Source organism: Methylomonas rosea (assembly GCF_024505055.1).
Lineage (GTDB): Bacteria > Pseudomonadota > Gammaproteobacteria > Methylococcales > Methylomonadaceae > Methylomonas > Methylomonas rosea.
In genome coordinates this window covers 1-25,380 of sequence record NZ_JANIBL010000015.1, presented here as the reverse complement: position 1 = coordinate 25,380, position 25,380 = coordinate 1, and the positions used below count along the sequence as shown (strand labels likewise).

The 25,380-nt window shown below is 52.9% G+C and carries 23 protein-coding genes and 1 tRNA gene; 5 read left to right on the top strand and 19 right to left on the bottom strand.

Going from position 1 to position 25,380, the window contains the following annotated elements:
* Nucleotides 1-69 precede the first annotated feature (69 nt).
* Nucleotides 70-1,293, bottom strand: coding sequence for a lanthanide ABC transporter ABC transporter substrate-binding protein PedA1 (gene pedA1 / locus NP589_RS06720; RefSeq protein WP_256606279.1), 1,224 nt, complete (start codon nt 1,291-1,293; stop codon nt 70-72).
* A gap of 138 nt (nt 1,294-1,431) precedes the next feature.
* On the opposite strand from pedA1, the gene NP589_RS06715 reads away from it, so the two are divergent.
* Both NP589_RS06715 and NP589_RS06710 read left to right on the top strand, forming a co-directional pair.
* On the top strand, nt 1,432-1,821 hold the full coding sequence (locus NP589_RS06715; protein ID WP_256606278.1) for a PilZ domain-containing protein: 390 nt from the start codon (nt 1,432-1,434) through the stop codon (nt 1,819-1,821).
* 12 nt (nt 1,822-1,833) lie between these two features.
* Nucleotides 1,834-2,661 (top strand): MOSC domain-containing protein, encoded by an 828-nt coding sequence (locus tag NP589_RS06710; RefSeq protein WP_256606277.1) that lies wholly within the window; start codon nt 1,834-1,836, stop codon nt 2,659-2,661.
* 220 nt (nt 2,662-2,881) lie between these two features.
* Here the strand turns inward: NP589_RS06710 and NP589_RS06705 are convergent, their stop codons facing one another.
* From NP589_RS06705 to rpoH, 7 genes are all read right to left on the bottom strand, one after another.
* Entirely contained in the window at nt 2,882-4,195 is a 1,314-nt protein-coding gene (locus NP589_RS06705) for a YihY/virulence factor BrkB family protein (RefSeq protein WP_256606276.1), read from the bottom strand.
* Between the two features lie 212 nt (nt 4,196-4,407).
* On the bottom strand, nt 4,408-5,094 hold the full coding sequence (locus NP589_RS06700; RefSeq protein WP_256606275.1) for a hypothetical protein: 687 nt from the start codon (nt 5,092-5,094) through the stop codon (nt 4,408-4,410).
* Nucleotides 5,095-5,310: 216 nt separating this feature from the next.
* The gene (locus NP589_RS06695; RefSeq protein ID WP_256606274.1) at nt 5,311-7,017 is read right to left on the bottom strand and encodes an ABC transporter transmembrane domain-containing protein; all 1,707 of its coding nucleotides are present in this window, start codon (nt 7,015-7,017) and stop codon (nt 5,311-5,313) included.
* Between the two features lie 253 nt (nt 7,018-7,270).
* Nucleotides 7,271-7,480 carry a cold-shock protein gene (locus tag NP589_RS06690; protein ID WP_064010690.1) on the bottom strand — a complete coding sequence of 70 codons (210 nt, stop codon included), beginning with the start codon at nt 7,478-7,480 and terminating at the stop codon, nt 7,271-7,273.
* Between the two features lie 672 nt (nt 7,481-8,152).
* Complete coding sequence (locus NP589_RS06685) at nt 8,153-8,707, bottom strand: tyrosine-type recombinase/integrase (protein WP_256606318.1); 555 nt, start codon at nt 8,705-8,707, stop codon at nt 8,153-8,155.
* A 139-nt stretch (nt 8,708-8,846) separates the two neighbouring features.
* A tRNA-Leu gene (locus NP589_RS06680) sits at nt 8,847-8,931 on the bottom strand.
* A 47-nt stretch (nt 8,932-8,978) separates the two neighbouring features.
* Complete coding sequence (gene rpoH / locus NP589_RS06675) at nt 8,979-9,833, bottom strand: RNA polymerase sigma factor RpoH (RefSeq protein WP_256606273.1); 855 nt, start codon at nt 9,831-9,833, stop codon at nt 8,979-8,981.
* A 242-nt stretch (nt 9,834-10,075) separates the two neighbouring features.
* Between rpoH and NP589_RS06670 the strand changes: the two genes are divergently transcribed.
* The 3 genes from NP589_RS06670 to NP589_RS06660 all read left to right on the top strand — a co-directional run bounded on the left by NP589_RS06670 (nt 10,076) and on the right by NP589_RS06660 (nt 13,501).
* Entirely contained in the window at nt 10,076-11,737 is a 1,662-nt protein-coding gene (locus NP589_RS06670; RefSeq protein WP_256606272.1) for a glutamine--tRNA ligase/YqeY domain fusion protein, read from the top strand.
* A 14-nt stretch (nt 11,738-11,751) separates the two neighbouring features.
* On the top strand, nt 11,752-12,636 hold the full coding sequence (locus tag NP589_RS06665; RefSeq protein WP_256606271.1) for a fructosamine kinase family protein: 885 nt from the start codon (nt 11,752-11,754) through the stop codon (nt 12,634-12,636).
* 220 nt (nt 12,637-12,856) lie between these two features.
* Nucleotides 12,857-13,501 carry a response regulator transcription factor gene (locus NP589_RS06660; RefSeq protein WP_256606270.1) on the top strand — a complete coding sequence of 215 codons (645 nt, stop codon included), beginning with the start codon at nt 12,857-12,859 and terminating at the stop codon, nt 13,499-13,501.
* Between the two features lie 17 nt (nt 13,502-13,518).
* On the opposite strand, the gene NP589_RS06655 is transcribed toward NP589_RS06660, so the two are convergent.
* The 11 genes from NP589_RS06655 to NP589_RS06605 all read right to left on the bottom strand — a co-directional run.
* The gene (locus NP589_RS06655) at nt 13,519-13,962 is read right to left on the bottom strand and encodes a hypothetical protein (protein WP_256606269.1); all 444 of its coding nucleotides are present in this window, start codon (nt 13,960-13,962) and stop codon (nt 13,519-13,521) included.
* Nucleotides 13,963-15,186: a type II secretion system F family protein gene (locus NP589_RS06650; RefSeq protein ID WP_256606268.1), complete on the bottom strand. Its 1,224-nt coding sequence runs from the start codon at nt 15,184-15,186 to the stop codon at nt 13,963-13,965. It lies immediately after the preceding gene.
* 1 nt (nt 15,187) lies between these two features.
* Nucleotides 15,188-16,840: a GspE/PulE family protein gene (locus NP589_RS06645; protein WP_256606267.1), complete on the bottom strand. Its 1,653-nt coding sequence runs from the start codon at nt 16,838-16,840 to the stop codon at nt 15,188-15,190.
* Nucleotides 16,841-16,844: 4 nt separating this feature from the next.
* Nucleotides 16,845-17,570: a hypothetical protein gene (locus NP589_RS06640; RefSeq protein ID WP_256606266.1), complete on the bottom strand. Its 726-nt coding sequence runs from the start codon at nt 17,568-17,570 to the stop codon at nt 16,845-16,847.
* Nucleotides 17,548-19,371 (bottom strand): hypothetical protein, encoded by a 1,824-nt coding sequence (locus NP589_RS06635; protein WP_256606265.1) that lies wholly within the window; start codon nt 19,369-19,371, stop codon nt 17,548-17,550. The genes NP589_RS06640 and NP589_RS06635 overlap by 23 nt, the downstream gene beginning before the upstream one ends.
* A 288-nt stretch (nt 19,372-19,659) precedes the next feature.
* Nucleotides 19,660-20,739, bottom strand: coding sequence for a type II secretion system protein (locus NP589_RS06630; RefSeq protein ID WP_256606264.1), 1,080 nt, complete (start codon nt 20,737-20,739; stop codon nt 19,660-19,662).
* On the bottom strand, nt 20,736-21,413 hold the full coding sequence (locus NP589_RS06625) for a type II secretion system protein (protein ID WP_256606263.1): 678 nt from the start codon (nt 21,411-21,413) through the stop codon (nt 20,736-20,738). The genes NP589_RS06630 and NP589_RS06625 overlap by 4 nt, the downstream gene beginning before the upstream one ends.
* A 109-nt stretch (nt 21,414-21,522) precedes the next feature.
* Nucleotides 21,523-23,268 carry a PglL family O-oligosaccharyltransferase gene (locus NP589_RS06620; RefSeq protein ID WP_256606262.1) on the bottom strand — a complete coding sequence of 582 codons (1,746 nt, stop codon included), beginning with the start codon at nt 23,266-23,268 and terminating at the stop codon, nt 21,523-21,525.
* A gap of 443 nt (nt 23,269-23,711) precedes the next feature.
* A complete protein-coding gene (locus tag NP589_RS06615) occupies nt 23,712-24,722 on the bottom strand; it encodes a type II secretion system protein (protein ID WP_256606261.1) in 1,011 nt (336 codons plus the stop codon).
* A 236-nt stretch (nt 24,723-24,958) separates the two neighbouring features.
* Entirely contained in the window at nt 24,959-25,162 is a 204-nt protein-coding gene (locus NP589_RS06610; RefSeq protein WP_256606260.1) for a hypothetical protein, read from the bottom strand.
* Nucleotides 25,163-25,195: 33 nt separating this feature from the next.
* A partial coding sequence (locus tag NP589_RS06605; protein WP_443190050.1) for a hypothetical protein occupies nt 25,196-25,380 on the bottom strand: 185 nt, incomplete at its 5' end.

Genomic DNA, 25,380 nt, shown 5'->3' with positions numbered 1-25,380 from the left:
TACATGCGGGTAAAATTTTGGTCCGTTCCCACGTCATAGGTGCAAATTTATTCGCGTATAAAAAACTACCTATTTACAAGCCGTTTCCGGCTGGTCATGGCCCAAAGTATCCAACTCGGTCTTCGGATGCAAAAAGCCCTCCACCGGCGCCACGCCCACTAATGATCGCGGCGCGGCCAGCAATACCGGCTGCCGCAGTTGACCGTCCCACGGCCGGAACGACAAAGGCATGCCTTTGTAACCCTGCAATGCAAACGCTTCGGAGAACACATAATCCTTGATCGCCTGAGTCTGGTTCGATTTGCTGCGGACGCTGGCCTCGCCTATGGCCCGCACTGCCAAATAGGCCGCATAATCTTCCTCTTCCATCCAGCGACCGGCAGTGTCCTTGAAGCGATTTTGCAATTGCACCGCGCCCCATTGCTCGTGTGTCCTATGCCAGGCGGTCGCAACCAAACCCTGGGTACCGATCACCGGGCGCGGTTTCCAGGTTCGATAGTCCAGATATTCGCCAAACAAGCCCCGCTCGTCAGCCACAACCAACACGTCGTAATCATCCACTTGCGTGAAAACCGGCACGTCGGATTGGGCAGTACGGCGCGCGTCGTAATCGTTGGTCCAGGTTTTTTCCGTGACCAGTTTGATGCCGAACTTCTTAGCCGCGCGTTTAATAGCTGCTGCGTATAACTTGTCTTCCGGCGTTGGACCAGTCACCAAAAACCAGTTTTGCCAGCGCTTTTTCAACATGTATTGCGCCAACGCATCGGCGCGCATCGCCCGGCTGGGCAGTATGTGCAAAACCTGATGGCGGCAATCCGTGTTACGTAAGTCGTCGTCGCTGGTAGCGGCATCGAACAACAATTTGTTTTTCGCGGCCGGCAAGTCGGCCAGCTTATTTAGTTGGTCGGCTTGCACGTTCAACACCACCAGGCCTATATCATCTCCCAGTTGATTAAAGGCCTGCTGTAAATCGCCGCCAACCGGCACCACGACTTTTGTTAATTCGTAGTGCTGGCCGGTAAATTGCCCGGTGGTATTGTTATCGGCAATCGCCAGCTCGGCACCGATTTGGCCTTTGTTCTGAATAAACGGATCAAGGTTGGATAAGGCGGCCGGCGCTGCCCGCTCCTGACTGAAATAGCCGATTTTGATCAGCTGTTTGGCGGGTTCCGCGGGTTTGGTAATCTGAGGCTTGGCCGGTGCGGCTTTCTTGGCAGGGGCGGCAATTGCGTCGCTTAGCAACAACGCTACAATCCAACAAAAACAAAATGAAATAATCGCAATTTTTTTCATAATCCGATACGGAACGACACAAAAGCGCTATTTTAACGGATTCGGTTCGGCCGGGCTCGGTCAATAATCGACAAGCTCTATTGAATTTTAATGGTTTAACATCAATACTTAGCCACCTTTACATTCGCCGCGTTCGCCATGTCTGAGCCAGATTTCTCTTTAGATTTTCTCGATCAAGAGGTTACGATTGATAGCTCATGGTCTAACAAGCGCAGTGCGGTTCGCTATCTACGCAACGACATTCGTGCCGCCGTTAAAGTCAAAAGTATCTGGTTTCCGCGCTTGTTTCCAGTCGTATTGCGGGATGTGAGTAGCCGCGGCGCGGCGATATTCAGCGAGAAAAAACTCGGCAAGAATAAGCGGATATTCCTGTATTTATTATTCAGCGACGGTACGCGTTTCGATATAGCAGCTCTCGTGGTACATTGCGACCGCGAAAACGGCCGTTACGGCATCAAGTTCGACAACATTGAAAAACATCTGGCCGAGCATTTACTGCATACCCAAACCGATCTGCTATTCAGCTAACAATAAAATAACATGCCGATACTCAGTGAAATTTATGTATACCCGGTCAAATCGCTGGCCGGCATTCGGGTGGCTCACTGGCCGGTTGATCACAAGGGCTTGCTGTACGATAGAAAATGGATGCTGATAGACAGCGATAGACAGTTCCTCAGCCAACGCCGCTTACCGAAAATGGCGTTGATCAAAACCTGCATTGCAGACCAGCAACTGATTTTGTCGGCACCAAACCAAGCGGATTTAGCCCTCCCCTTACAAGCGCTAGACGGCGATGACATTGAAGTGGTGGTCTGGCACGACCGTTGTATAGCTAAAACCTGCGGCGATAATGCCGATGCCTGGTTAAGCGATTTTTTACAAACCGATTGCCGACTGGTTTACCAAACCGATGACGATATTCGCAAGGTCGATCCTAACTATGCTTTGGACAGCGACCAAACGTCTTTTTCCGACGGCTTTCCGTTTTTGATCGTGTCGGAGAATTCCTTAAACGCCCTCAACCAAGCCATGCCGTTGGCAATTGACATGATTCGCTTTCGGCCGAATTTAGTCGTCGCCGATTGCGACAGCTATGCCGAAGATACTTGGCGGCGGCTTACCATCAACGATATTGGTTTTAGATTACCCAAACCCTGCTCGCGCTGTTCGGTACCCACCATAGACCCACTAACCGCCGAAACCGGCAAAGAACCCTTGACGACGCTAAATCGTCTGCGCAAATGGCAAAACAAAGTCTACTTTGGGCAAAACGCTTTGCACGACAAACCCGGCAGCTTGTCGGTCGGCCAGACAGTGCTGATCGACGAAATCGGCGAACCGCAGCCGCCGCTATCCCCACCTTAAAAACCTGCCAACGCCGGTGCGGGTTTGACGTTTTCAGAATACCTGAATCTCCCAAACCCTCATTGAATAGCACGCAAATCTAAAGGTTTTGCCGTCTACCTTAATACATTACTCCCGCACAGACGGGAGCCCACTGGCTACAATGGATTCCCGCTTTCGCGGGAATGACGACCAGGGGAAATTTTAGGGCCTGATTAAGTAAGCGTCGCGTACCCTGCTGCTAAATGTCTTTTAGAAGCAGATTGCGCTCCGACTCTTCGATCATGCTTTTGAAGCTTTCGACCGCATCGATTAACAGTGGCTCCTGATTGCTTTCCGGCAACTGATTTTGCCCGCATTGCTCCAGCGCGTTGATCACAAAGCTGATGGTCAAGATATGAATATCGACCGCCGGCAAATAGACCTCGTCGCTGTTGTCCGGTTCTTTCAGTTCGGCAATAAGGCGGCTGAGCAATAATTTCGCCAGCACCTCCTGAACAATCGCAATGGGTATAGCCAGCTTGCCGGCAATTTCGGCGGCGCTTAAAGGCGCCTGCAACTGGCCAAAGTTTTTGACTATCAGATGCATGACTTGCACGGCCACCAGCTTTTTCAACGCAAAACTTAAGTGGGCAAAGCGGTTGTTATTCCGATAGGTTTGATAGTTTTGGGTAAAAAACGCCATCTCGCAACCGAATAACACGATCATCCAACAGCTTTGCAGCCAAACCACAAATAAGGGCAACGCCGCAAAACTGCCGTAAATGGCGTTATAACTCGACACGCCTATCTGCAAACTCAAATACGCCCATTGCAACAGATGATAGCTAACGCCGGTCACCACGCCGGCGAGAATACCGGCGTGAAAGTTTATTTTATGGTTAGGCATAAAAATAAACGTAAAGGAAAACAAGGCGGTCATCAGCAAGACCGGCGACAAACTCAGTGCCTTAACCACCAACCAGCCGGCGAACGCCGGCAATTGAATGACGGTAATAAACCAGGTGATCTGCGTACTAACAAAGACGGTGATGCTGCTGGAAGCGATCAGCAATACCGGCGCCAACAGCATCAGTGACAAATAGTCGCTAAATTTGCGGCCCAATGTCCGGCCCTTGCCGATTTTCCAGATGTAGTTAAACGATTCTTCTATATTGCCTATCAAGCTGATGATGGTCCAAAACAGCACGACAATGCCTATCCCTGCCACCACTTCGCCCTTAGCGCTTTCCAGCAGATTTTTGGCAAAGCCGATTAGCTGCACCACCAAAGCATCTCGCTCCGGCATACGCTGCAACAATTCTTGCTCCAGCATGGTTTCAAAGCCAAAGCCCTTGGCAATCCCGAACAACATGGCGATGACCGGCACTATCGACAAAATGCTGTACAAGGTTAAAGCGGAGGCGCGTAGCTGACAAAGATCGAGACCGAAACTTTGCAAGGACAAAATAACGATTTTTAAATACTTGATTAGTTTTTCTTGAACATACGGCAAATCTTGCTCGTGCAACAGCCAAATATCGTCTCGGACAAATGTTATCAATCTGTTGTACATAGCTGGATTTGGCGGGTGGCGGTAACGGCTAAGCTAGCGATTATCGACTGTCGGCGGAGATCTGAACACGTTAATAAACAGAAGCAACTCCCTAACAACATAACTGACAAAAGCAGCAACGCTGGTCTGGATGACTAATCTCGCCGCTCGCCGATAGAGTGAAATGCTCAGCAAGACCCTGACGGCGTCGCAGCGAGAACCTTCACTCGCTATCACAATACTTTAACTTGATCCTTCATGAAAGCATCGTTCCTGTCATACTGCTGGGCAAAGAACTTCCATTTCCCATCTTTGCCGCGCACACCAAGCACAGTGGCCTTTTCTCCATCATAGTATGTCCGTACGCCTTCAACCGGCAGCTTGAAAAACTTCGGATTTTTCGAATACCTACCAATGGAATAGCGCCGGCGTAGCATTCCTCCGGTCGGCACGTTCGTCAGTGCCTCACTCTCCACACTCTCCCTCGCCTGAGCACCTTTTAGGTTCTCGCCGTAGTTCCCTGCCAAATGTAATACCGTGGCCTTGGTCATATCACCGGAGTGATATTGGATGGTGAAACGGCAGCCAGTGAGCTGAGATGTCAGAAATATCCCCGGCCCTTTATTGTCCAGCGTAGCTTCCGAGACACCTGACATCTGGTTCACCTCGTCCCAACGCTTCCAGGGTAAATACCAAATCCTTAGAGAATTTCGGGGAGAATCGCCCGAGGTCATCGCGCGCAGTTTGATGGTTTGCGCTTCGTCTACCAGAGTTACATCTACCTGTTTATATTCATCTTGAACCCCTATTTGTCCAGGGACGAAATCGAGGCTCTCTTCATCAACCTTAAAGTTGTACTCATTGAGCGCAACGACCGGATCTTGCTCGAGCTTAATAAGAAAATCTTCTAAATCTGGCATGTTAGCTTCTCCATTGAGTTGATTATTTAAAGTTCGATACAGCTAGTCAGCGACATGCAAGATCTTGTCAACAACTACGGGGGAAAAGTATAGACAAAAAACAGTTACTCTCTACCCGACACTGATTTGAAGTCTTCCAAATGATAACTAGCGAAATTACTTAATAAACTAACATCCGAAAAACCCATATCGATTACGTGTCGCTAAGCAAAAATCCTATTGAACATCGAATTGTAGATTTGCCAGTCTGGCATACAGTCCGCTTTGTTTTCGTAAATCATCTGGAGAGCCGGTTTCGACGATACGTCCCTGATCCAACACCACGATGCGGCTGACTTTATTCACGGTGGCCAAACGGTGCGCAATAATCAAGGTCGTGCGCCCTCGCATGGCAGCGTTCAACCCCTGTTGCACCAATACTTCTGACTCCGCATCCAGCGCGCTGGTAGCCTCGTCCAGCAGCAAAAGCGGGGCGTTTTTCAGAATGGCCCGGGCAATGGCAATACGTTGACGCTGCCCGCCGGACAGGCGCGTACCGCGCTCGCCGAGAAAGGTTTGATAGCCATCCGGCAAGCGGTCGATAAATTCCGCCACTTGGGCCAATTGACCGGCCTCCATCACGTCTTCATCGCTGGCATCGGGTCTACCGTAACGAATATTCTCCAGCGCGGTAGTCGAGAAAATCACCGCGTCTTGCGGCACGATGGCAATTTTGCCGCGCAGTTCCTGCAAGGATAGGTGACGAATATCCTGACCGTTTAGGCGGATGGTGCCATGGGTGGCATCGTAAAAACGCAATAATAATTGGAACAGTGTGGTCTTGCCCGCACCGGACGGGCCGATAAAGGCGACGCTCTCCCCTGCGGCTATGCTCAAATCAATACTATCCAACGCGGCGGTTTGTAAGCGTGACGGATAACTGAAGCCGACTTGCTGAAATTGTATCGCCGCTTTGTCGCCGTCCGCCAAAGGCTGGGGCGTGGCAGTATCTATGATCGCCGGTACGGCATGCAGCAGCTCCAGCAGGCGCCCGGTTGCGCCGGTCGCCCGCATCACATCGCCCCAGACTTCGGCTATGGTACTGACCCCACTGGACACCAGTGTGGCATAGAGTACGAAAGAAGCCAGTTGCCCACCGGTCATGATGCCGGCGTTTACCTGATTGGCACCTATCCATAGCACGAAAATGATCGAACCCATCACGGCGGTGATGACAATCACCGTCAATGCGGAGCGAAAGCGGCTGCGGCGGACAGCGGTGAGAAAACTGATTTCGGCGCGCTCGCTGAAGCGGTTCGCTTCGCGGCGCTCCTGAGTATAGGCTTGGACGATAGGCACGGCATTGAGAATCTCGCCGGCCAACGCCGAGGCATCGGCAATCTTATCCTGCGATTCCCTCGACAACTTTTTTACTTTCCTGCCCATTGCCAAAATCGGCAAGGTCAGCAAGATCATCAATCCCAATATCAGCGAGAACAGATGCAGGCTGGTCACCGCCAGCATGATCATGCCGCCGACAAACTGGAATAAACTACGCAAACCCATGGATATCGAACTGCCCACCACGGTCTGGATCAGCGTGGTATCGCCGGTCAGTCGTGATAGTACTTCCCCGGTTTGTAAGGTCTCGAAAAACTGCGGCGACTGGGCCAACACCCGCTCGTACACCGCGCTGCGCAAATCCGCCGTCACTCGCTCGCCGACCCAACTGACGGTGTAATAACGCGCGGCTATCGTCACCGCCCACAGACAGGCCAAGCCGAATAAAGCCAGAAAGTGCCCATCCATACTCAGCGAACCCAACAAACCGCCTTGCTCAGCCTGTCGCTGCCCAAAGCCAAAATCGATCAGGTCGCGGAATGCCAAAGGCACTAACAAAATTGTTGCCGAGCCGAGGCACAACAAACAAAAAGCCAGAAACATTCTGCCCCGATACGGACGGATAAACGGCCATAACGCCTTTAGTGTTGAGATCTTGCGGGCAGAATCTGTCCGTTTTGAATTGGAGCCAGATTTTTGAGACATAATTTTCGGGGGGGTCGATGCGCTAAAACTCGATGCTTGCAGAGAGGTAAAAATAATATAGGGGCTACCGGAATCTGGATTTTTGTTTTTGCAAAAAAAAGCCGGTGTTACCCGGCTTCGATGCTTCGCTATGATAGCAACCAAATGGCCACTATAGAGGAGTCACATTTTCCGCTTGAGGGCCTTTCGCTCCGGCGGTCACTTCCATCGTCACACTCTGGCCTTCTCTCAGGGTTTTGCGACCGCTGCCTTGAATGACGCTAAAGTGTACGAACACATCTTTGCCACCATCTTGTTCAATGAAGCCGAAACCTTTGTCATCGTTGAACCACTTAACTTTACCTTGTACTAATGCTGCCATAAATTACTCTTAACTTTTAAAAAACCATTACTGGTATGTTCCCGGTTGTTTTCTATCTCTACCGAATGCTAATTATGCATCAAATCAGGCAGGTATACCTCAAAAGAAAAACCGATAACCAAGGCTAGCGGCTTTCATCTCGTGATTGGGCAAGATCAAACCACCAACAGAGGTTCAGCGTTGCCGATTTTAAAAAAATGTTGCACGAGCCGCGCTAGGCGATAACGGTTGAGTGTTGATACTCATTTTGGACATCATGCTGGGTAACCAGGGAGCTCGCGTTGGAGTCGGTCTAGGCCAAGTACCTGGGACAACGGTTCCACACCATCCACCGGAAACAGCCTAAATTTCCTCGGCCGTCAGTACGCTAAAACTTTTATCTGCAATCATATTCATCTCGAATTCTCCAAAAACAACCTTACCATTGGCTGATTCGCATGCTGTGGTGTCGTCCTTGAATTTTAGGTTTACGCCTGACAGCAACTTTGACCCAACTCAGCGCCAAATCAATATGGCTTAATCAGAATCCCTCCAAATCAGTTGGTAAGCTCAATCTATTGGTGCTGTGCATGCGATTCAATGCGCTTATGGCCAGTCTTGAGGTAATTGTTCACAGACGCGAACGCAAAAAGCCGGCGGCTGCCGGCTTTGGCTAATTACTCGATCAGAAACTCAAGCCACGCTCGCCAACCCTGGTCGAGTCACAGACCGACAAGGATCGTTGGAAGCGTAATCTCTTATTGGTGTTTGGCCGATTTCCGGAAACACGTAGAGTTCGAAACGGCGGATTTTCTTTTGGTTGGTCACATCGCGGACTGTATGTGATGCTGAGTCCATCCATTGCCGGGCGATGTCTTCGAAGCTGTTGACGATGGGGAGGCCGGCGTTTACTCGATTCTGATTTTCTGCGGCTTTGGTAATTTCAGCCCGGGCTTGCTTTCTGATTTGACTGGGATCGATGCCGTTGGCAAGGCTGTTTCTGGCATCTTCGGCTTTGCGCCTGACGTTTTCCAAGGAGGTATCCGGATACACACCGAATGAGAGTTTTTTCCGCTTCCTTTCAAACGAGAAAATGAATTTCCATATCTTGGTGCCGTTTTTCCCGACGACGAGATAAAGTCCGCCGCCATCGTTGATAAAGTATTCTTGATCGTGCACTTTTGCCGCTCTGTAGACCGTATCTTTAATTGAGATGGAGAGCCATAGTGTGTCCTCGGCAAGAAGCATTATAGAAAAGGACACAGAAGGACACGCTTTTAGTTGCACGCCCACGTATTTCGCTGAACTTCTTTGAACAATAAAAAACCCGCTAAGCCAGGCGGCTTGCGGGTTTGTACTTCTCTTTGCATTTGATTGCACTAATCAATGGTACCGAGGGTCGGAATCGAACCGACACTCCTTTCGGAACCGGATTTTGAATCCGGCGCGTCTACCAGTTTCACCACCCCGGCAAAGAAAGCGGCATTATACTGAGTTTTTCAGAAATGCCAAACATTTTTTACGCCGCCAAGGTCACCGCTGCTTTCAGCTTTTTCATGGCGTTTTGTTCCAACTGTCTGATGCGCTCGGCCGACACTTGATAACGATCCGCCAATTCGTGCAGCGTGGCTTTTTCTTCCACCAGCCAGCGGCTAGCCAAAATATCCCGGCTTCTGTCGTCCAGGCCCGCCATGGCATCCATCAGCAATTCTTCCTTACGGTCTTCCCAGTCGCTGTTTTCCAGCAATAAAGCCGGATCGGCTCCATGCTGTTCCAGATATGCGATAGGCGCCTGCACATGATCTTCGCTGTCGTCGCCAGTCGGCTCAAGTCCTACATCGCGGCCATCTAAACGCCGTTCCATTTCGTAAACGGTTTTAACATCGACATCCAGATTTTCCGCAATCGCTTCCGCGTCGTCTTGGGAGAGATAGCTCAAGTCCTTTTTGAATTTACGCAGATTAAAAAACAGTTTGCGCTGCGCTTTAGTTGTAGCGACTTTAACGATGCGCCAGTTTTTAATCACATATTCGTGAATTTCCGCTTTGATCCAATGTACGGCAAAAGACACCAAGCGCACGCCCATGTCCGGGTCAAAACGTTTTACCGCTTTCATCAAACCGATATTGCCTTCCTGCACGATGTCCGCCAATGGCAAGCCGTAACCGGCGTAGCCCCTGGCCACATGCGCCACAAAACGCAAATTGGACATAACCAGCTCGCGCGCGGCGTTCAGATCACCTTCATCTCGGTAACGCAACGCCAAGTCCTGCTCTTGCTCGACGCTGAGTTTGGGCATTTGGGCGACTAAACTTAAATAAGAGTCAAATGTCCCAACCGATAAATTGATCGGTAAAGCCAAGCTGTTGTTCATATCACCCTCGTTTCCGGTGGAATAAATTAACGATGACCAAATTCTAGCACTCGATCAACAAGAGTGCTAATAATTTAGTTAAATTCTTTTAATACAAACGCTTACAATGAATTTTTCGTCAATTTTGATGCGAAATCAGCTAATGATGCCGCCTTTACGAATTCCGGCCAAACTCGTTAAAATGGCGACTGACTCGATATTCGCCGCCCACCTCATAAATAACCATAGCCATTTACCCGAACATGTCAGCTTCCGATAGCCCAGTTTCATCCAACTTTATTCGACACATTATCGCCGCCGATCTGGCCGCCAACAAAAACAATGGCAAAGTCGCCACCCGTTTTCCTCCCGAACCCAATGGTTATCTGCACATCGGTCACGCCAAATCGATTTGCCTGAATTTCACGCTAGCCGCCGAAAACAAAGGCACCTGCAACCTGCGCTTCGACGACACCAACCCGGAAAAAGAAAGCGTCGAATATATGGAAGCCATCGAACGCGACGTGCAGTGGTTAGGGTTTAAGTGGGCCGGGAAATATCACGCTTCCGACTATTTCGAGCAACTTTACGCTTACGCGGTGCAGTTGATTAAACAAGGCGATGCTTATGTCGACAGTTCCACGCCGGAGCAAATGCGCGCCGACCGCGGCACCTTGACAGAACCCGGCAAGGAAAGTCCGGACCGCAGCCGTTCCATCGAAGACAATCTGGATTTGTTTACCCGTATGCGCGCCGGCGAATTCGCCGACGGCCAATATGTGCTGCGCGCCAAGATCGATATGGCGTCGCCCAACATTAATATGCGCGACCCAACCATCTACCGCATCCGCCGCGTCCATCATCAACGCACCGGCGATGCCTGGTGTTTGTATCCGATGTACGACTATACCCATTGCATTTCCGATGCGTTGGAAGGCATCACCCACTCGATCTGCACCTTGGAGTTTGAAGATCACCGCCCGCTGTACGACTGGGTGCTGGACAAATTGCAAACCCCTTGCCATCCGCAGCAGATCGAATTCGCTCGCCTGCAATTGGAATACACCATCGTCAGCAAGCGTAAATTGCTGCAATTAGTTACCGAAAAACACGTCAACGGTTGGGACGATCCACGCATGCCGACCATTTCCGGCCTGCGCCGAGCCGGTTTTACGCCGGAAGCGATTAGAGATTTCTGCGAGCGCATCGGCGTGACCAAAAATGACTCCTGGATCGAAATGGGCGTTTTGGAAAACTGTATTCGCGAAGACTTGAATGAGCGCGCACCCAGAGCAATGGCTGTCTTAAGACCCTTAAAAGTAGTGATCAGCAATTGGGAAGACGGCAAAACCGAAACCTACCAAATCGCCAACCATCCGCAAAAACCGGAAATGGGCAGCCGTGAGGTCAGCTTTTCCAAAACCATTTTGATCGAACAAGACGACTTCATGGAAAACCCGCCGAAGGACTTCAAACGCTTGGTAGCAGGCGGCGAAGTGAGACTGCGCGGCTCGTATGTCATCAAATGCGAAGAAGTCATTAAAGACGCTGCCGGCAACATCATAGAACTGCATTGCACTTACGATCCGGCTACCTTGGGCAAAAATCCGGAAGGCCGCAAAGTCAAAGGCGTAATCCATTGGGTATCCGAACAACATGCTCTGGCTGCCGAGCTACGTTTATACGACCGTCTGTTCAGCCATCCCAACCCGGACACGCTCGACAATTTCCTGGACGGCATCAACCCCAAGTCGCTGGAAGTATTGAGCGATTGCCGAGTAGAAGCCAGCTTGGTCAACGCCACGCCGGACACCCGCTACCAGTTCGAGCGCACCGGTTATTTCTGCCTGGACTATGCAGACAGCTCACCTGAAAAACTGGTGTTTAACCGCACCGTCACCTTGCGCGACAGCTGGGCAAAATAACCGGTTAATCGACTATGGCCGCGCTGCAACATTTAGTCAGCCATCTCGAAATTCAAACCGGCCAATCTCTGCATAACCACCGCCTGAGCAGCGTCGGCGGTGGCGACATCAATAGCGCTTACCGGCTGCAAGCCGCCAACATCGACTGGTTTATCAAATTAAACCGCGCGGACTTGGCGGAGATGTTCCTTGCCGAAGCGGCCAGTTTACGAGAGTTGGCCGACATTGGCGCCGTACGCGTACCAAAAGTGATTTGCTTTGGCGAATGTCAACAACACACTTATCTGGTGTTGGAATTTATCGAATTGGGCGCATTACAAGGCCGCAGCGCCAGCCTGTTCGGCCAACAACTCGCCTTGCTGCACCAAAACCCGCAAGCCTATTTCGGCTGGTCCATCGATAACACCATCGGCTCCACCCCGCAACATAACGGCAGACACGACGACTGGATCAGTTTTTGGCGGCAACAACGTCTTGGCAAACAATTGCAGTTTGCCGCCGCCAACGGTTATCGCGGCTCACTGCAAACTCAAGGGGAAAAACTGCTGGAAAAAATGGGCGGTTTCTTTAGCGATTACCGCCCGCATCCTTCCTTGCTGCACGGCGATCTGTGGGGCGGCAACGCTGCCGCAGATAAGCAAGGGCAACCGATAATCTTCGACCCGGCCTGCTATTACGGCGACCGCGAAGCGGATCTGGCCATGACGGAATTATTCGGCGGTTTCAGCCGCGATTTTTATGCGGCATATCAAGCCACTTATCCGTTGGACAGTGGTTACAAAACCCGTAAAACCCTCTACAACCTTTACCACATCCTTAACCATCTAAACCTGTTCGGCAGCGGCTACTTAAACCAGGCCAACAGCATGATCGGCCAGCTATTGGCAGCATTAAACTAATCGCGTTTAGCGCCGAATCATCCATAAATGAAGCGATAGTTTTGGCATAGTCAGTTGCAATTCCCCACCGCTATTTTCCCGGCTCATAAAAAGAATTTTTCCCAGTGCAATCCAGGAATTTACTCACGGATAATAGCCGTCAACTTTAAGGCCGAAACATCACAGTATACCTACAGCCCCCGTTTCGAAATTTATGACGCCAACCCATCGCAACGCTGCCATGAGCAACACCATAAAAACATTATTAGTCGACGACCATGCAGTGGTGCGCGCGGGTTTTCGCATGCTATTGTCGTTTAGCGGCGATGTCGAAGTCGTCGCTGAAGCTGAACGCGGGGAACAAGCCATTCAGCGTTACCATGAGTACAAACCGGATTTGGTGGTCATGGACTTATCCATGCCGGGAATCGGCGGTCTGGAAGCGATTCGCAGGATCGTCGCGCGGGACGCCGATGCACGAATTTTGGTATACAGCATCTATCACGAACAGGTTTACGTGCGTCGTGCTTTCGAGGCCGGCGCGCAAGGTTACATCACTAAAAACATGGCGCCTAATCTATTGTTGCCTGCTATAGAAAGCATTATGCAAGGCAAAAGTTATGCGGAACCCGGTCTGCTTACACATGCAGAGGAACCATCCGCCGATGCGCAGTATCAAGCGCAAATCAACGCGTTCTCACCGCGCGAATTCGATATATTCAGGCTATTGGCCCAAGGCCTGACCGTCTCGAAGATTTCCGCCCACCTGTGTTTGGGCAATAAAACCATCGCCAACTACGCAACGCAAATCAAGAAAAAACTGCACGTGCAGACCACCACCGAATTGGCGCATATCGCCGTCAATCTAAACATACTCAATAAATAAACCGTCACTCAGGCCGATCAGCGCAACACTCTGATCGAACCCAGTGTACCGGTTTCAACGGTCACACTGAGCCTGGTAATTTTACTGACGCGGATCGCGTTCTTGGGTTGCGATGGATCGAAATTGAATTCGTCACCTTCGCGAACCATAAAAGTCCCCACGCCGCTGACTTCCAGCAAGGCAATAAAAGCCTTACCGGACGGATTCAACAAACCGCGTAATTTCAGGTTCGGCACCTTCATGGTTTCTTGATTGGGCAAAAACCCGTAAGCGCCAGCCGTTGTGCCGCCCTGCGCGCCCGCCGTTTCGTACATCAATTCACTGGGCGTGAACGGATCGCGCAACTGCTTCGGCGCGGTCAACGGCAGCTGCGTGGCCGGCGCTTCCAGGGCGTGTGCCACCAGTGCCGTCATTGAAAAAGCAAGGCCAACAACCGGCTTGATTAAATTCGACAAACTCATTTACTGCCCCGATACCAAAGAGAATAAGGCTTGAAAAAAAGCGTAATAGACAAAGCCCACCATCGAGCCGATTACCAGAATCATCACCGGCTCGATCAAGGCCGACAGACGCTTGATCGCAATTTCCAGCAATTTTTCGTAATAAATCCCCAATTCCTGTAACACCTCATCCAGCGCGCCGGTACCTTCACCGACGGCGATCATCTGCACCACCAGCGGTGGAATGCGCGGATGATCAATGCTGCGCGCAATGTCCCGGCCTTCTAATATCTGGTTGGACGCGGCCAGCAACTGATCGACATAAACCCGGTTACCCAACAGATTTGCAGTGATTTTCAGCGCCTCAAATACCGTGACACCGCTACGCAGCAAAATAGACAAAGCCCAGTTCATCTGCGCCATCGAACCGGTTACCAGCAGCGAGCCGATCACCGGTAGCCGCAGCAACATCCGGTCTATCCATAAGCGGCCGTTACGGGTTTGATAAATCAATATCACCAGCAGCAGCAAAGCAGCCGCTCCGCCGGCCAGCCACAGGCCATGCTGGCGCACGAAATCGGATATATTCACCAGCAACTGGGTGGATGGTGGTAAAGCCTTCCCTTTGCCCATCAAAAATTTGCTGAATTTGGGGATGATTTTTACTACCATGAAAATGCCGACGCCAACCGCCGCCAACACCACAATCGCCGGGTAAATCATCGCGTTGATGGTCTGCGCCCGCAGTGCGGCTTTCTTATCCAGATGGATCGCCAACCTTTCCATAATCTGGTCCAAATCGCCTGTGGTTTCCCCGGCAACCACCAAATTGATCGCCATTTCCGGAAATACTGCCTTGTGCTTACTCATTGCCGACGACAGCGATTGGCCGACTCGAATGTCTTTCAACATCAGGCGTAAAGTCAAATTCAAGCGCGGGTTGGTCAATTGCGCCTGGGCCAACTCCAAAGCCTGCGCGACCGGCAGGCCCGCCCGCAACATAAAGCTCATCTGCCTGAAGAAGAAAATCAGCGCCGTGGTCGACACCGAACGTTGCGAGGCCAACCAATCCGAGAAATTGGCCTGGCCGAAAAAGCCGCTGCTGCCGCGCCCCTGCCGCAATGCCAAGACTCGCAAACCGCGCTGGCGGATTTGAGCGGCGGCATTGCCCATATCGTCGGCCTGTAAACGGCCGCCGACCTCGTTACCGCGCTCGTCCAAGGCGGTGTAAACAAATTCGGCCATCTCAGTTTACTCCGCGCATGCCGCGCGTTTTGCGGACCGCCACATCGCGCAACTCGTCCAGCGTGGTCATGCCCAGAAGCACTTTACGGCAACCGTCCTCCCACATAAAACTCAAACGCTCGCCGGCACTGGCTTCCAGGGTTTCCTCGTCGCTACCGCGTGCCACCAGGCGCGCGAGCGTTTCATCCAGCCACAAGGTCTCAAACAAACCCAGCCGGCCGCGGAAACCGCTGCCCTGACAGATCACACAACCGCCCGGTTCGTAAATCCGCACGGCATCGTCCTCTCTATCCAGTTCCGCCTGCTCGGCAGGCGTTGCCAAGCGCGGTTTGCGGCAATGCCCGCATAAACGGCGCACCAAGCGCTGAGCGATCACCGCTGCTACCGTGGAACCGATCAGGAACGGTTCGCAACCGATGTCGATCAAGCGCGTGACGGCGCTTACCGCGTTATTGGTATGCAGCGTCGAGAACACCAAATGCCCGGTCATCGCGGCTTTCACGGCCACATCGGCGGTCTCCGGGTCGCGGATCTCGCCTACCATCAATACGTCCGGATCGTGCCGCAAAAACGAGCGCAGGGCGTCGGCAAAACTGACTTTCGGCCCGGTCTGCAATTGGGAAACCCCGTGCATCACATACTCGATGGGGTTTTCCACGGTCATGATGTTGATGTCGGGCCGGTTGATCTCCTGGAGCGCGGCGAACAAGGTGGTCGATTTACCGCTCCCGGTCGGACCGGTGAGCAGTACCATGCCATAGGGACGGTGAATCACCTTACGAAACTGCTGTAAGTCTTCATCCATCATGCCCAGATCGGCCAGCGTCAAGCCAAACGCCTCTTGACCGAGCAGCCGCAGGGTAATCCGTTCGCCAAGCCGGGTAGGCGCGGTCGCTACCCGAATGTTAAAACCCTTGTCGATGGGCCGGGGCAAATGATAAGAAAAACCACCGTCCTGCGGCATACGCTGTTCGGCGATATCCAAGCCGGCCAGCACCTTGACCCGCGATACCAAAGCGGCAGCCGCGCCGGCGTTGGCAACCAAGGGAAAATCGCGCAATTTGCCGTCCACCCGCAAGCGGACCCGCAGACCCTGCGCATCCGGCAGCAAGTGAATATCCGAAGCCCGGTAAAAATAGGCTTCGCGGATAATGCCGTCCAGCATGGCTACCAAATCAGTATCGGTCTCCGTCGTCACCGCGCCGCTTTGTTCCGGCGCCGACTTTCCGGCCAATACGTGCTTAACCTTCAATTGCAACAAAGCCAGATCGGCCATTGCCAACGGCAATACCTGACCCAACAAGCGTTGCACCGAATCGATCCCGGCCCGGTCGCCCGGATCGCCGCAGATCAGTAACACCTGTTCGCCATCACTGACCGGCAACAGCAACTTGCGCTGCACCAGACTGGGGGGAATTTTTTTTAACAAGCTGTTTTCCACCTGCAACGTATCCAGATCGACATACGGCATGCCGTATTGCTCGGCCACCGCCCGGTGCAACGCCGATAAGGGAAAGCGATAATGCGCCTGAACCATGGTCAGCAGACTCAAGCGTTGCCGACGGGCTTCCAGGCGCAGGCGTTCCAATTGCGCGGCCTCAACCAAGCCGCAGCGCACCCCGGCTTCCAAGAGATGTTCATCGTTGATAGCCATACGCTTACAGCGCCAAAATCACTTCGGCGAGCAGCGGTTGGGGATAACCGGGCATCCCCAACACCGGCATGCGCTCAACGCTGATGCGCAGCACCGCCACTTGAAACGGCAGCCGGTCCAAATCGTGAATAAACCGGTTCAAAGCCAGGTAGGAGCCCTCCACCTCCAGGCGCCGCAGCGGCCTTTCCAACAAGGAACCCGGCGACATGCGCGCAACCCAACCGGCACTCAGCGGCGGAATCATGGCAGTCGCGGGCGCGGTTGGAGCCGCCGGCGTCACGGTCGCCGGTTTGTTTTTCCGGTTTTTCTTGCCGGTTGCCGGTGCCGCAGGAACCGGCGCGGCATTGCTGTTTACCGCAGCTTTGAAAACCTCATTGGCGCGCACATGAATCTGCGCGTCACGCGCCACTTTGGAAATATTCACGACCAGGAACTGCGAATCGTCCGGAGCCAGATGTTTTTCCACACTGTCCGACTGATCCTTGATGGCCGCCAGCAAACGCTCTTGTTCCGCTAACTGGCCCTTCAAGCGCTCGATATCCTCATCCGGCTCCTCCGGAATCTCGGCGTTATGTACGCGCTTATCGGTGGCTTCCGCGGTTTGCTGCAACTGGCCGATTTCCCGGTTGGCCGGCACCCAGCGCAACCAGGCGTATCCGCCGATGACGATCACGCCGATAGCCAAGGCCGACAACCATTGTTCGCGATTACTCAAAGGGGGTAGTTTCATGTGGGTTTGGATTGGATAAACGAATGATTTTGCCGTCCGGCTCGGCCAATTTGACCAGCCGCAAGGAAATACTGAAGCCGTTACTGCTCAGCGGGCCCTTGCCGAAAGTCACTTTGGGCTCACGAACCTGCAGATCCCAGCGGGCAGCGGCATCACCCACCCGCTTAATAAATGTCTGCGCGGCACTGTCGCTGAGCGCCCAGGCCTCCAGCACCAGGTTTTCCGCTTCGATGCGTTTGTCATTGATTGGGTTGGGCGGCAGGGTCGGATTGGCTGCCGGACTCGCCGCCGGCTTTAATGCCGACTTATCCGGCTCGTCCAGGCGCTCGATGACCACCTCATTGTCAACCAGCGTTTGCAGCATACCCAGCACACCTTTCACCAAGTCCATGCGCTCCGGAATATCTTCGTCGTAAAAGCGGGCCAGATTTTCCAGACGCGACTGTTCGGTTCGCAGGCTCTTGATCTTGTCCTTAATCTCCCCGATTTCCGCGGTTCGGGCGTTGATGCGTTTAATCGCCTCGTCGATACTCTGCCAGCTGGCGTCTACCTGTTGCTTGTAACTGTCGACGCTGCTTCTACGCACCCACAACGACAACTCGGCCACGCCGACCAACACCAATAGCACCAGCACCAGCGCCGTTGCTCGCACCTCCAAGCGATCACGCAGCGCCGGCAACGGGCCGCCCAATCGCACGCCCACGCAACGCTCGTCCTCCGCCAAACCCAATGCGTGGTAAGCCGCTCCGGCCATCCCCGGCGAGACTTTGTCCCCAACGATAGCGTGGGTAAGCGGGTGCAACTCCAGTTCCAGCATGTGTTCCAAATTGGCGGCCAGCTCCGGTGCCGGCGGCCAACTAGCCAGCCAGACCGACTCACGCGGCGGTGCATGCAGCGCGTGATAGCTTTCCAGACAAATATCCAGCGGTGCTTTGTGCAGATTCAAATAATGCCGCAACGCGGTAAAACCGCTACCGGCGATACGCGTGCTAAAACCCAGACCGGGCTGGGTTTCCAGCAGCACCGCGTGGGTTTCCGTGCTGGGGAGCAGCGCCGTACTGCAACCGGTTAAAGGATACATTGCCCGCAACTTCAGACCCTGCCGTGCAAAAGCGTCCGACCAGCGCTGTAACAAGCTTTGATGTACGCAACTAATCAGCCAATTGAAAGTACCGGGTATGTCTTCCACCGCGCTCTGCGCCGCCCAGCCGACTTCGATGGCCTCATCCGCAGCCTTCAGCCATTCCTGACCAGTCAAACAAGCATTGAGCTGGCTGCGCTTGATGTAACCCAACTCCACCGCCAGATCGCCAAAACGCCGTAACGAAAACTGCTCGGCCAACGCCAAGCCGCCGCCGGCCCTGGATTTGCCTTGCTGCAAATCCATCACCGCCTTGGCCTGTTCCTCGGTCATATAGCCTTGGCCCACCAATAAATGCCCCACCGACCAACGGGTGACGTGCTGAAGCAACAGCGGCTCGGCTTCCCACCGCGCCAGTTCCAACATCTGCAACAAAGGCCGGGGTTTGCGGGGATTGACGGGCAACTCCACCAGCGTGGAAAACACCGCCGGCGACAACAGAATCGCGGAACCGCCGCCCTGCCAACCCTGGTTTTTCAGCGCCGTCAGCACATCGCCCAGGCCTTCGGCCATATCCACCTGTTCGGTTTTTGCCTGATACAGCAGTTCCATGTCCTGATCGGAACGGCGCAGCACCGCCGCGCGCAACGAAAAACCATCGGTCTCGCAGACCAATAGCTGCGACGGGGTAGCGAAAGGGAGAAAGCGATTAAATTTCATGGATGCTTGGCATTAGGGAATTAAGTAGCTGTTTCCGTACTGTGATTTTTCGGCTCCGCCGCTTCTCGTTCCCACGGTCATCCGTCACTGCCATTACGTTAAGAGCGGGTGATTCCCTCTCCCCCTGGGAGAGGGTTAGGGTGAGGGGAATAAATAAGGAAAAAAGCTGTATTTTGACACCCTCATCCCAACCTTCTCCCGGAGGGAGAAGAAGCTTTTTCCTTGGCTTAATGGCAGTGAAGGCCCGCAGTGAGAACGCATCGTGAGAACGATTCGGAAAAAGTGGACTCATGGAATGATCCACTTAAGCGCCAAATTCAATGTTTGGCGTGGTAATACGCTGAAACTGCGAATGTTGGTGATATCTGGCTTCGGGTTGGGATTGGCTCCGCTGGTTTCACAATCGCCGTCGAAAATCACAAAATCGTCTGGGTCCGCAGGCGGAGCTTCGTAACAAACAATCGCATATGCGCGGTTGCCGATGGCAATTGTTGGGGTAGTATCGAGAATGAAATTGACTGATTTCCTACTGTTAGCTAAAACTGGCTCTGTAGGTGTTAAAGCAAGTAGTTCAGTGGTGCCGTCATCACCTTTGATTGCACTTGTCAGATCAGACAAGTAAACCCGGAGTTGAAGATTTAGGTTGCTAGTTGCCGAAGCGACAGGTATAGGATTGGCACTCTGATTTTCAAACGTCACACTCACTGCCGCCGGCAATTGCACCTGCCAATCGGCGCTGACAATCAACTGCGGCGCTGACACGTCATCGCTTGCAACCGTCAAATCCATGCCCTCACTGCTTAAACTGGTGGTCGTTCCCGTTACGCTGTAATCCCATCCTGAATTCAGCTCATCAGTAGTGGCATTCGCGCCTTCGTTACCGTAGCCATCTCTGAAACGCAGCCCGCCTCCTGATTCCGGAATAACTTGTAAATACGGCCCACGCCAGCCTACGCCGACACCGGTATCCTGATCCAGATTCCACTCGCTAACGATAACGGTATCGTCGCACGACGATTCAAATGTTCGCGGATCAGTGGCAGGAAGCACCTCATCACCCACTCTTAACAACTCCGCCAAACATAATGGCAAGCGCCCCATATCCGCCACAAAGCCGCTAATCTCCGGGGCACCATTCACCGTGCGGGACGGGTCGCCGATGATGGCTTTGCGGATTAACTCCATGCGGCGCTTGGTTTCATCGTATTTGGCTTGGTCTTCCACACCTTCGGTCAACATCAATCCGGTGGAGGCCACCAGCGCCATCAAAAAAATTACCAGCAGCATTTCCAGCAGGGTAAAGCCGCGTTCGGATCTTCGACGTGTCGAACCCGCAGAATGTAGGGCGATTTGGATCAATAAGTTCATCGCAACAAACACAGCAAGGTATCGTCGCCTGTGCCGGTTATCTGGCAGGAAGCGGGAGTCGGGTTATTGTCCGTTTTGTCCGGACCGATACTGACCAGACGGGCTTTGAAGGGATCATCCAAATCCAGCAGCAGATAGGTGGCTTGATAAGCATCGGTGATCGCCCACAAATTATCGACACCGGCATAACTCATCAAACCGCTTTTGCGTTGCAAATACGGGCCGTTCCAACCGCGACGGGTGTCGGGATTCCAGCCGCTGCCCAAGGAATCGGCAAACAGCATCCAGAAATTGGCCGGGGATTCGCACCAAGCCAGTTTTGCAGCGTCGGTGCTGCCCGCTTCAGCGGGAAGATTGACCAAATCCGGGTTGATTTTGCCGGCGTTTGCCGGGTCCTCGCAGACGTAAACACCCTGCCCCGGAAAATCGTTGCTGCCGCTATCGCGCCGAAACCGTAACAAAGCGCTGCGGATTTCCGCCATTTCAAAGCGTGTGGCATCCTGACGGCCTTGATCCTGTAAGCCTTCATACGCCAGCACCGCCGTGCCGGCTACCACCGCCATTAGTGCAATCACCGCCAATAACTCCAGCAGCGTAAAACCGCCTTGCGGCCAGATTTTTATGGATTTGGAACGCGTGGTGGCAACACCGCTGAGGGCTACGGACCGCAACATCCTGGAAAGAACAAACAATAAACACCTCATTTACTTGCTTGTGAAAATTAAAAACCTAGCCATCCATCGTTCCCACGGAGGACCGTGGCAACCCGATTAAACGCCTCACTCAAAATTGTTTGGCGGGCGCGCCGCTGCTGGTGGTGACCACTTTCGCGCCCAGCTTAGAAGCCAACATCGGCAACATGAAGTTGACCTTGCCACTGTCCGAGCCTTTGAGATGGAAAATGTCGACAATAAACTTCGATGCATCATTCGGATATGCCGCCAACGCCCTGCTTAGCGTGGTTTTGGCTGCGTGCTGATCGCCGCTCAAGGCTTGCATCAGCGCCAACCGATACACCAAGTTGTTGGCGGGCACAAAACGCACGGCAACATCCGCCAACACTGTCAATTGCGGCCGCATTGCCAGATCATCGGCTTGACCGGTAAAGGTAAAAATCATCGGCACATAAGGTTCTAGCAAAGGCGCTTGCGTCGCCGCCTTTTGACAGACAGCCACCAGATGATCGGAGCGTTGCTGAGAGGGTTGCGCCACCGCCGCTAACAAGGCCAGCTCCATTCGCAGGTAGTGGATTTCATGTACAACCGCCACGGACAAGGCAGCAGCAATGCAGCTGCCGGAAATGACAGTGCCGGTTTTGTTCCAGGCTATCGGCCGGCTCAACTCATCACCCAACCCCAATACCATCGCGGCAACGCCTAAAAATGGCGCATACCACAGCGGATATTCCAACGTACTGTGAATGCCCAAAATTGCCGCCAGCAGCAGCAACCAAGTTTTAAACGCTTGCTTCTTTGGATCATCACCAACACTGAGAACCGGACGAATCCAGCGGCTGAGCGCCAACAGCAACAACATGACCGGTAATAGACCCAGTTCGGCCAACAAGTGCAAAATCAGGTTGTGCGCGTGTTCGATATAGGTGGGGAGTGCCGGAATATACTGACCAGCTTGAAAGTACGCGGTGTCGAATTGCCCAAAACCGTGGCCCAGCAAGGGCTGTTGCAAAAACAATCCCCATGCCACTTGCCAGATATGCCAGCGCGGCGATACCCCGCTGGTTTGTTGCAGCATTCGTTCCGCCGAGCTCAATTGCGCGTCGGGCAAAACGCCTAGCGACCACAAACCTTGCAACGCCAGATAACCTAGTAAGCCGAAGCCGATTGGTTTCAACCAGGCTGAACGGTAGCGCCAAGCGATGACAAATATCGCTAGCCAATACAATAAAACGCTGCGAGAAGGCGTCAGGCTCAAGCCTAGCATCAGGCTAAAACCCAATAGCGCAAACACTATGCGTGGCAGTCGGCTAAGCGCATGCCAGTACAATAAAGACACACTGCCCAAGGCCAACAAATCACCGTAATTGTTGGCTTGGCCCACGCCGCCCCAGTCGCCGATTGACCCGGATAAGCGCCCGAACAACTCTCGCCAGGCCACCAGCACGGCTGCTGTTACCAATCCGCCGGCCAGCCAGCCGCCGACCCGCTCGGCGCCAAACTGTTGCCGCAAACAGGCAATCAATACCATCATCAACGCGGCCCAGACCAAATAGACCATCCCCATATAGGCATGGGGGGCGACGACCTGCGGCAGCAGCTTGGTCTGCAAGCCTAGGTAAGCTGCCAGGGTTAGCGGTAACCACAGCGTGCGCGGTAGCTGCAATTGCGCGCTACGCCATAAGCCGGGCAATACCGCCGCACAAGCCAGCAATCCGCCGGCGACCGCCAACCATTCCATATGAAAGGTGATGACCGGTTGCAAATGCCAGGGCGCCAGCCAAGGCAAAATCGGCAACAAGCCCAATAGCAACAGGCTAAGCGGTGGAAATTTGCAGTAGTGGAGTGATTTCATCGTATGTGTAAATCTTTAATTGTTATGCGCGTGGCGCTTATGTATTACCTAAACCAGCAAGAGCCTCGTTCCCATTTATGCCCTTTTGGGTACGCTCCCACGTCACTGCCATTAAGTTAAGAGTCAGAGCGTCACCCCGGCTGGGATTAACTTCGTGCTCTAACGGGTGTCGGGGTCCAGAGGCCAGGGATGGCGATGGCGCTTTACATCCCTGTAAACTGGATTCCGGCAATCCCTGCCGGAATGACGGCTTAACTTAATGGCAGTTATGCTCCCGCATGGAAACGCATACAGGCTTATAAGCACACTGGATGCCCGCTATCCAAACTATGACTGTTCGGAGTTCCGAGATGCCCCGTGCCTGCTAGCGCTGGACTCTGTAGCAAATCCCAGAGCTAGTAGGGGTTCCCACGGCGGACCGTGGGAACCAGGGCTTAACTAAATTAATTGCCGTTTTGGTTTTCAGCGCTTTGAGCTGCTAAATTCTCGTCGATCATTTTGCCTTCGGTGTCTACGACAGCCAGCAAGCGAGCTTTATTGAATACTTCATCGTCAGTGAAAGTTTCGTCTTCATTCTCATCTTGGGCAACATGGAACAGTGCGATGTAGCGTGCATAGCTGTTGGCAGGATTGATGTTTTGGCTAACGAAGGTCGGTGCGGTAGAAATCGCCACGGACGAGTTGCTGGTACTATGCGCAGCGTCGTGACCGAAGCCGAGGGCGATCACTAGATTACATTGATCGTCTTCTAGGTTGTCGTTGATGACGTTTTGACGCAGAGCATCATCAATATTGATCGGATCAGCACTCAACTTGGTAGTCGGCATACCTCCTGGCAAAGTACATGCTGCTGGAGAACCACCGGCGTCTCGGCCAAATGTTGGCAGGATCGCAACGTTTGTTATTCCGGCCCAATCGTCTTCACTTACCTGTGTAGGACCAACTGCACCTTCGTTATGTTGCAAGTTTGGCTCTACGCCTGCTGTGGTTGTGGCTACAATACGTTGTTGCAGTTCAGAAATACCAACCGATTCCAAAGCTTCAACTACGGCTATGCGGAAAGTACTAGTGGAGGCAGGCAATGTCCAATTGGCAAACCTTCTTGCGGTTACTGAGGCCAAGAAAGCAGGCGCTGTACCGGCGCTGGCGCCTGCACCAACGACCAAGTTATCCCATTGGTCCGGGTAACGTTGAGTCACTGCACGGTAATTTCGAATCGCGCCATCGGCAGTAGCCGTGCTGCTGGATGCCGCAGTGGCTTGAGCGCTATCGCCAAGTCCTTCATACGCCACCAATGCCGCAGTCGCCAACGTAGCGATCAGCGTGATAACGACCAGCAGTTCCAGCAAGGTGAAACCCGCTTGTCTGTGTTGCAGTCTTTTCAGTTGTTTAGCTTTCATACTGTTTTTCTCAAATGTAAATGCCGCAACTGCCTCACGCAGCCTGTTGGTCATCTTATTTTTTTGGTTTTTTGATGTGACCCCATCACACTCGTTTAGTTATGCGCATCCGTGCGCGGATTAGTCCTGAATTCTCTGTCGTCCTCTTGCCCACTGGGCAGAAAAAGATCGGGGGATTATTTAGAAAATCTCCCCTGGCCCCTCTTTGGCAAAGAGGGGAATTAATTAGGCTAAAGTGGCCTTATTCCCACTCTCCCGCACTTCCACACGGACCGCGCCAACCGAAAGTATCAAGCTTGGCTCGATAAGCCGCTGTCCACCACAAAGCGGTATTGTTTGCCGCAGTGCAATATCACTTCCTTTTGCCGACGCTTGAGGATTTTTACCTCAACGCGGATTTCGCCGAAGCCGTCGTGCTGCAATACTTCATCCAGCAATTCCATCAGCTTGTTTTTGACGGGTTCGGCTTGCGTGTCGTGAAGGTTGTTCGTCATTTACTTGTCTCCCTATTCAATTCAAGCGGGTGTTCATTGCGCCGGCAAGGCCAGTTTGTAGCCGCTGTGGCGGGCCTGATTCAGCCAGTAATCGGCTTTTTCCTGTTGTTCCAGATTGGCGCTGGTGGCATTAATCCGATACAGCATGTACTGGGCGTGGGCGTGGCCTTGGCGGGCGGCGGCTTCGAACCAGCGCGCCGCCAGTGTCAGGTCTTGCG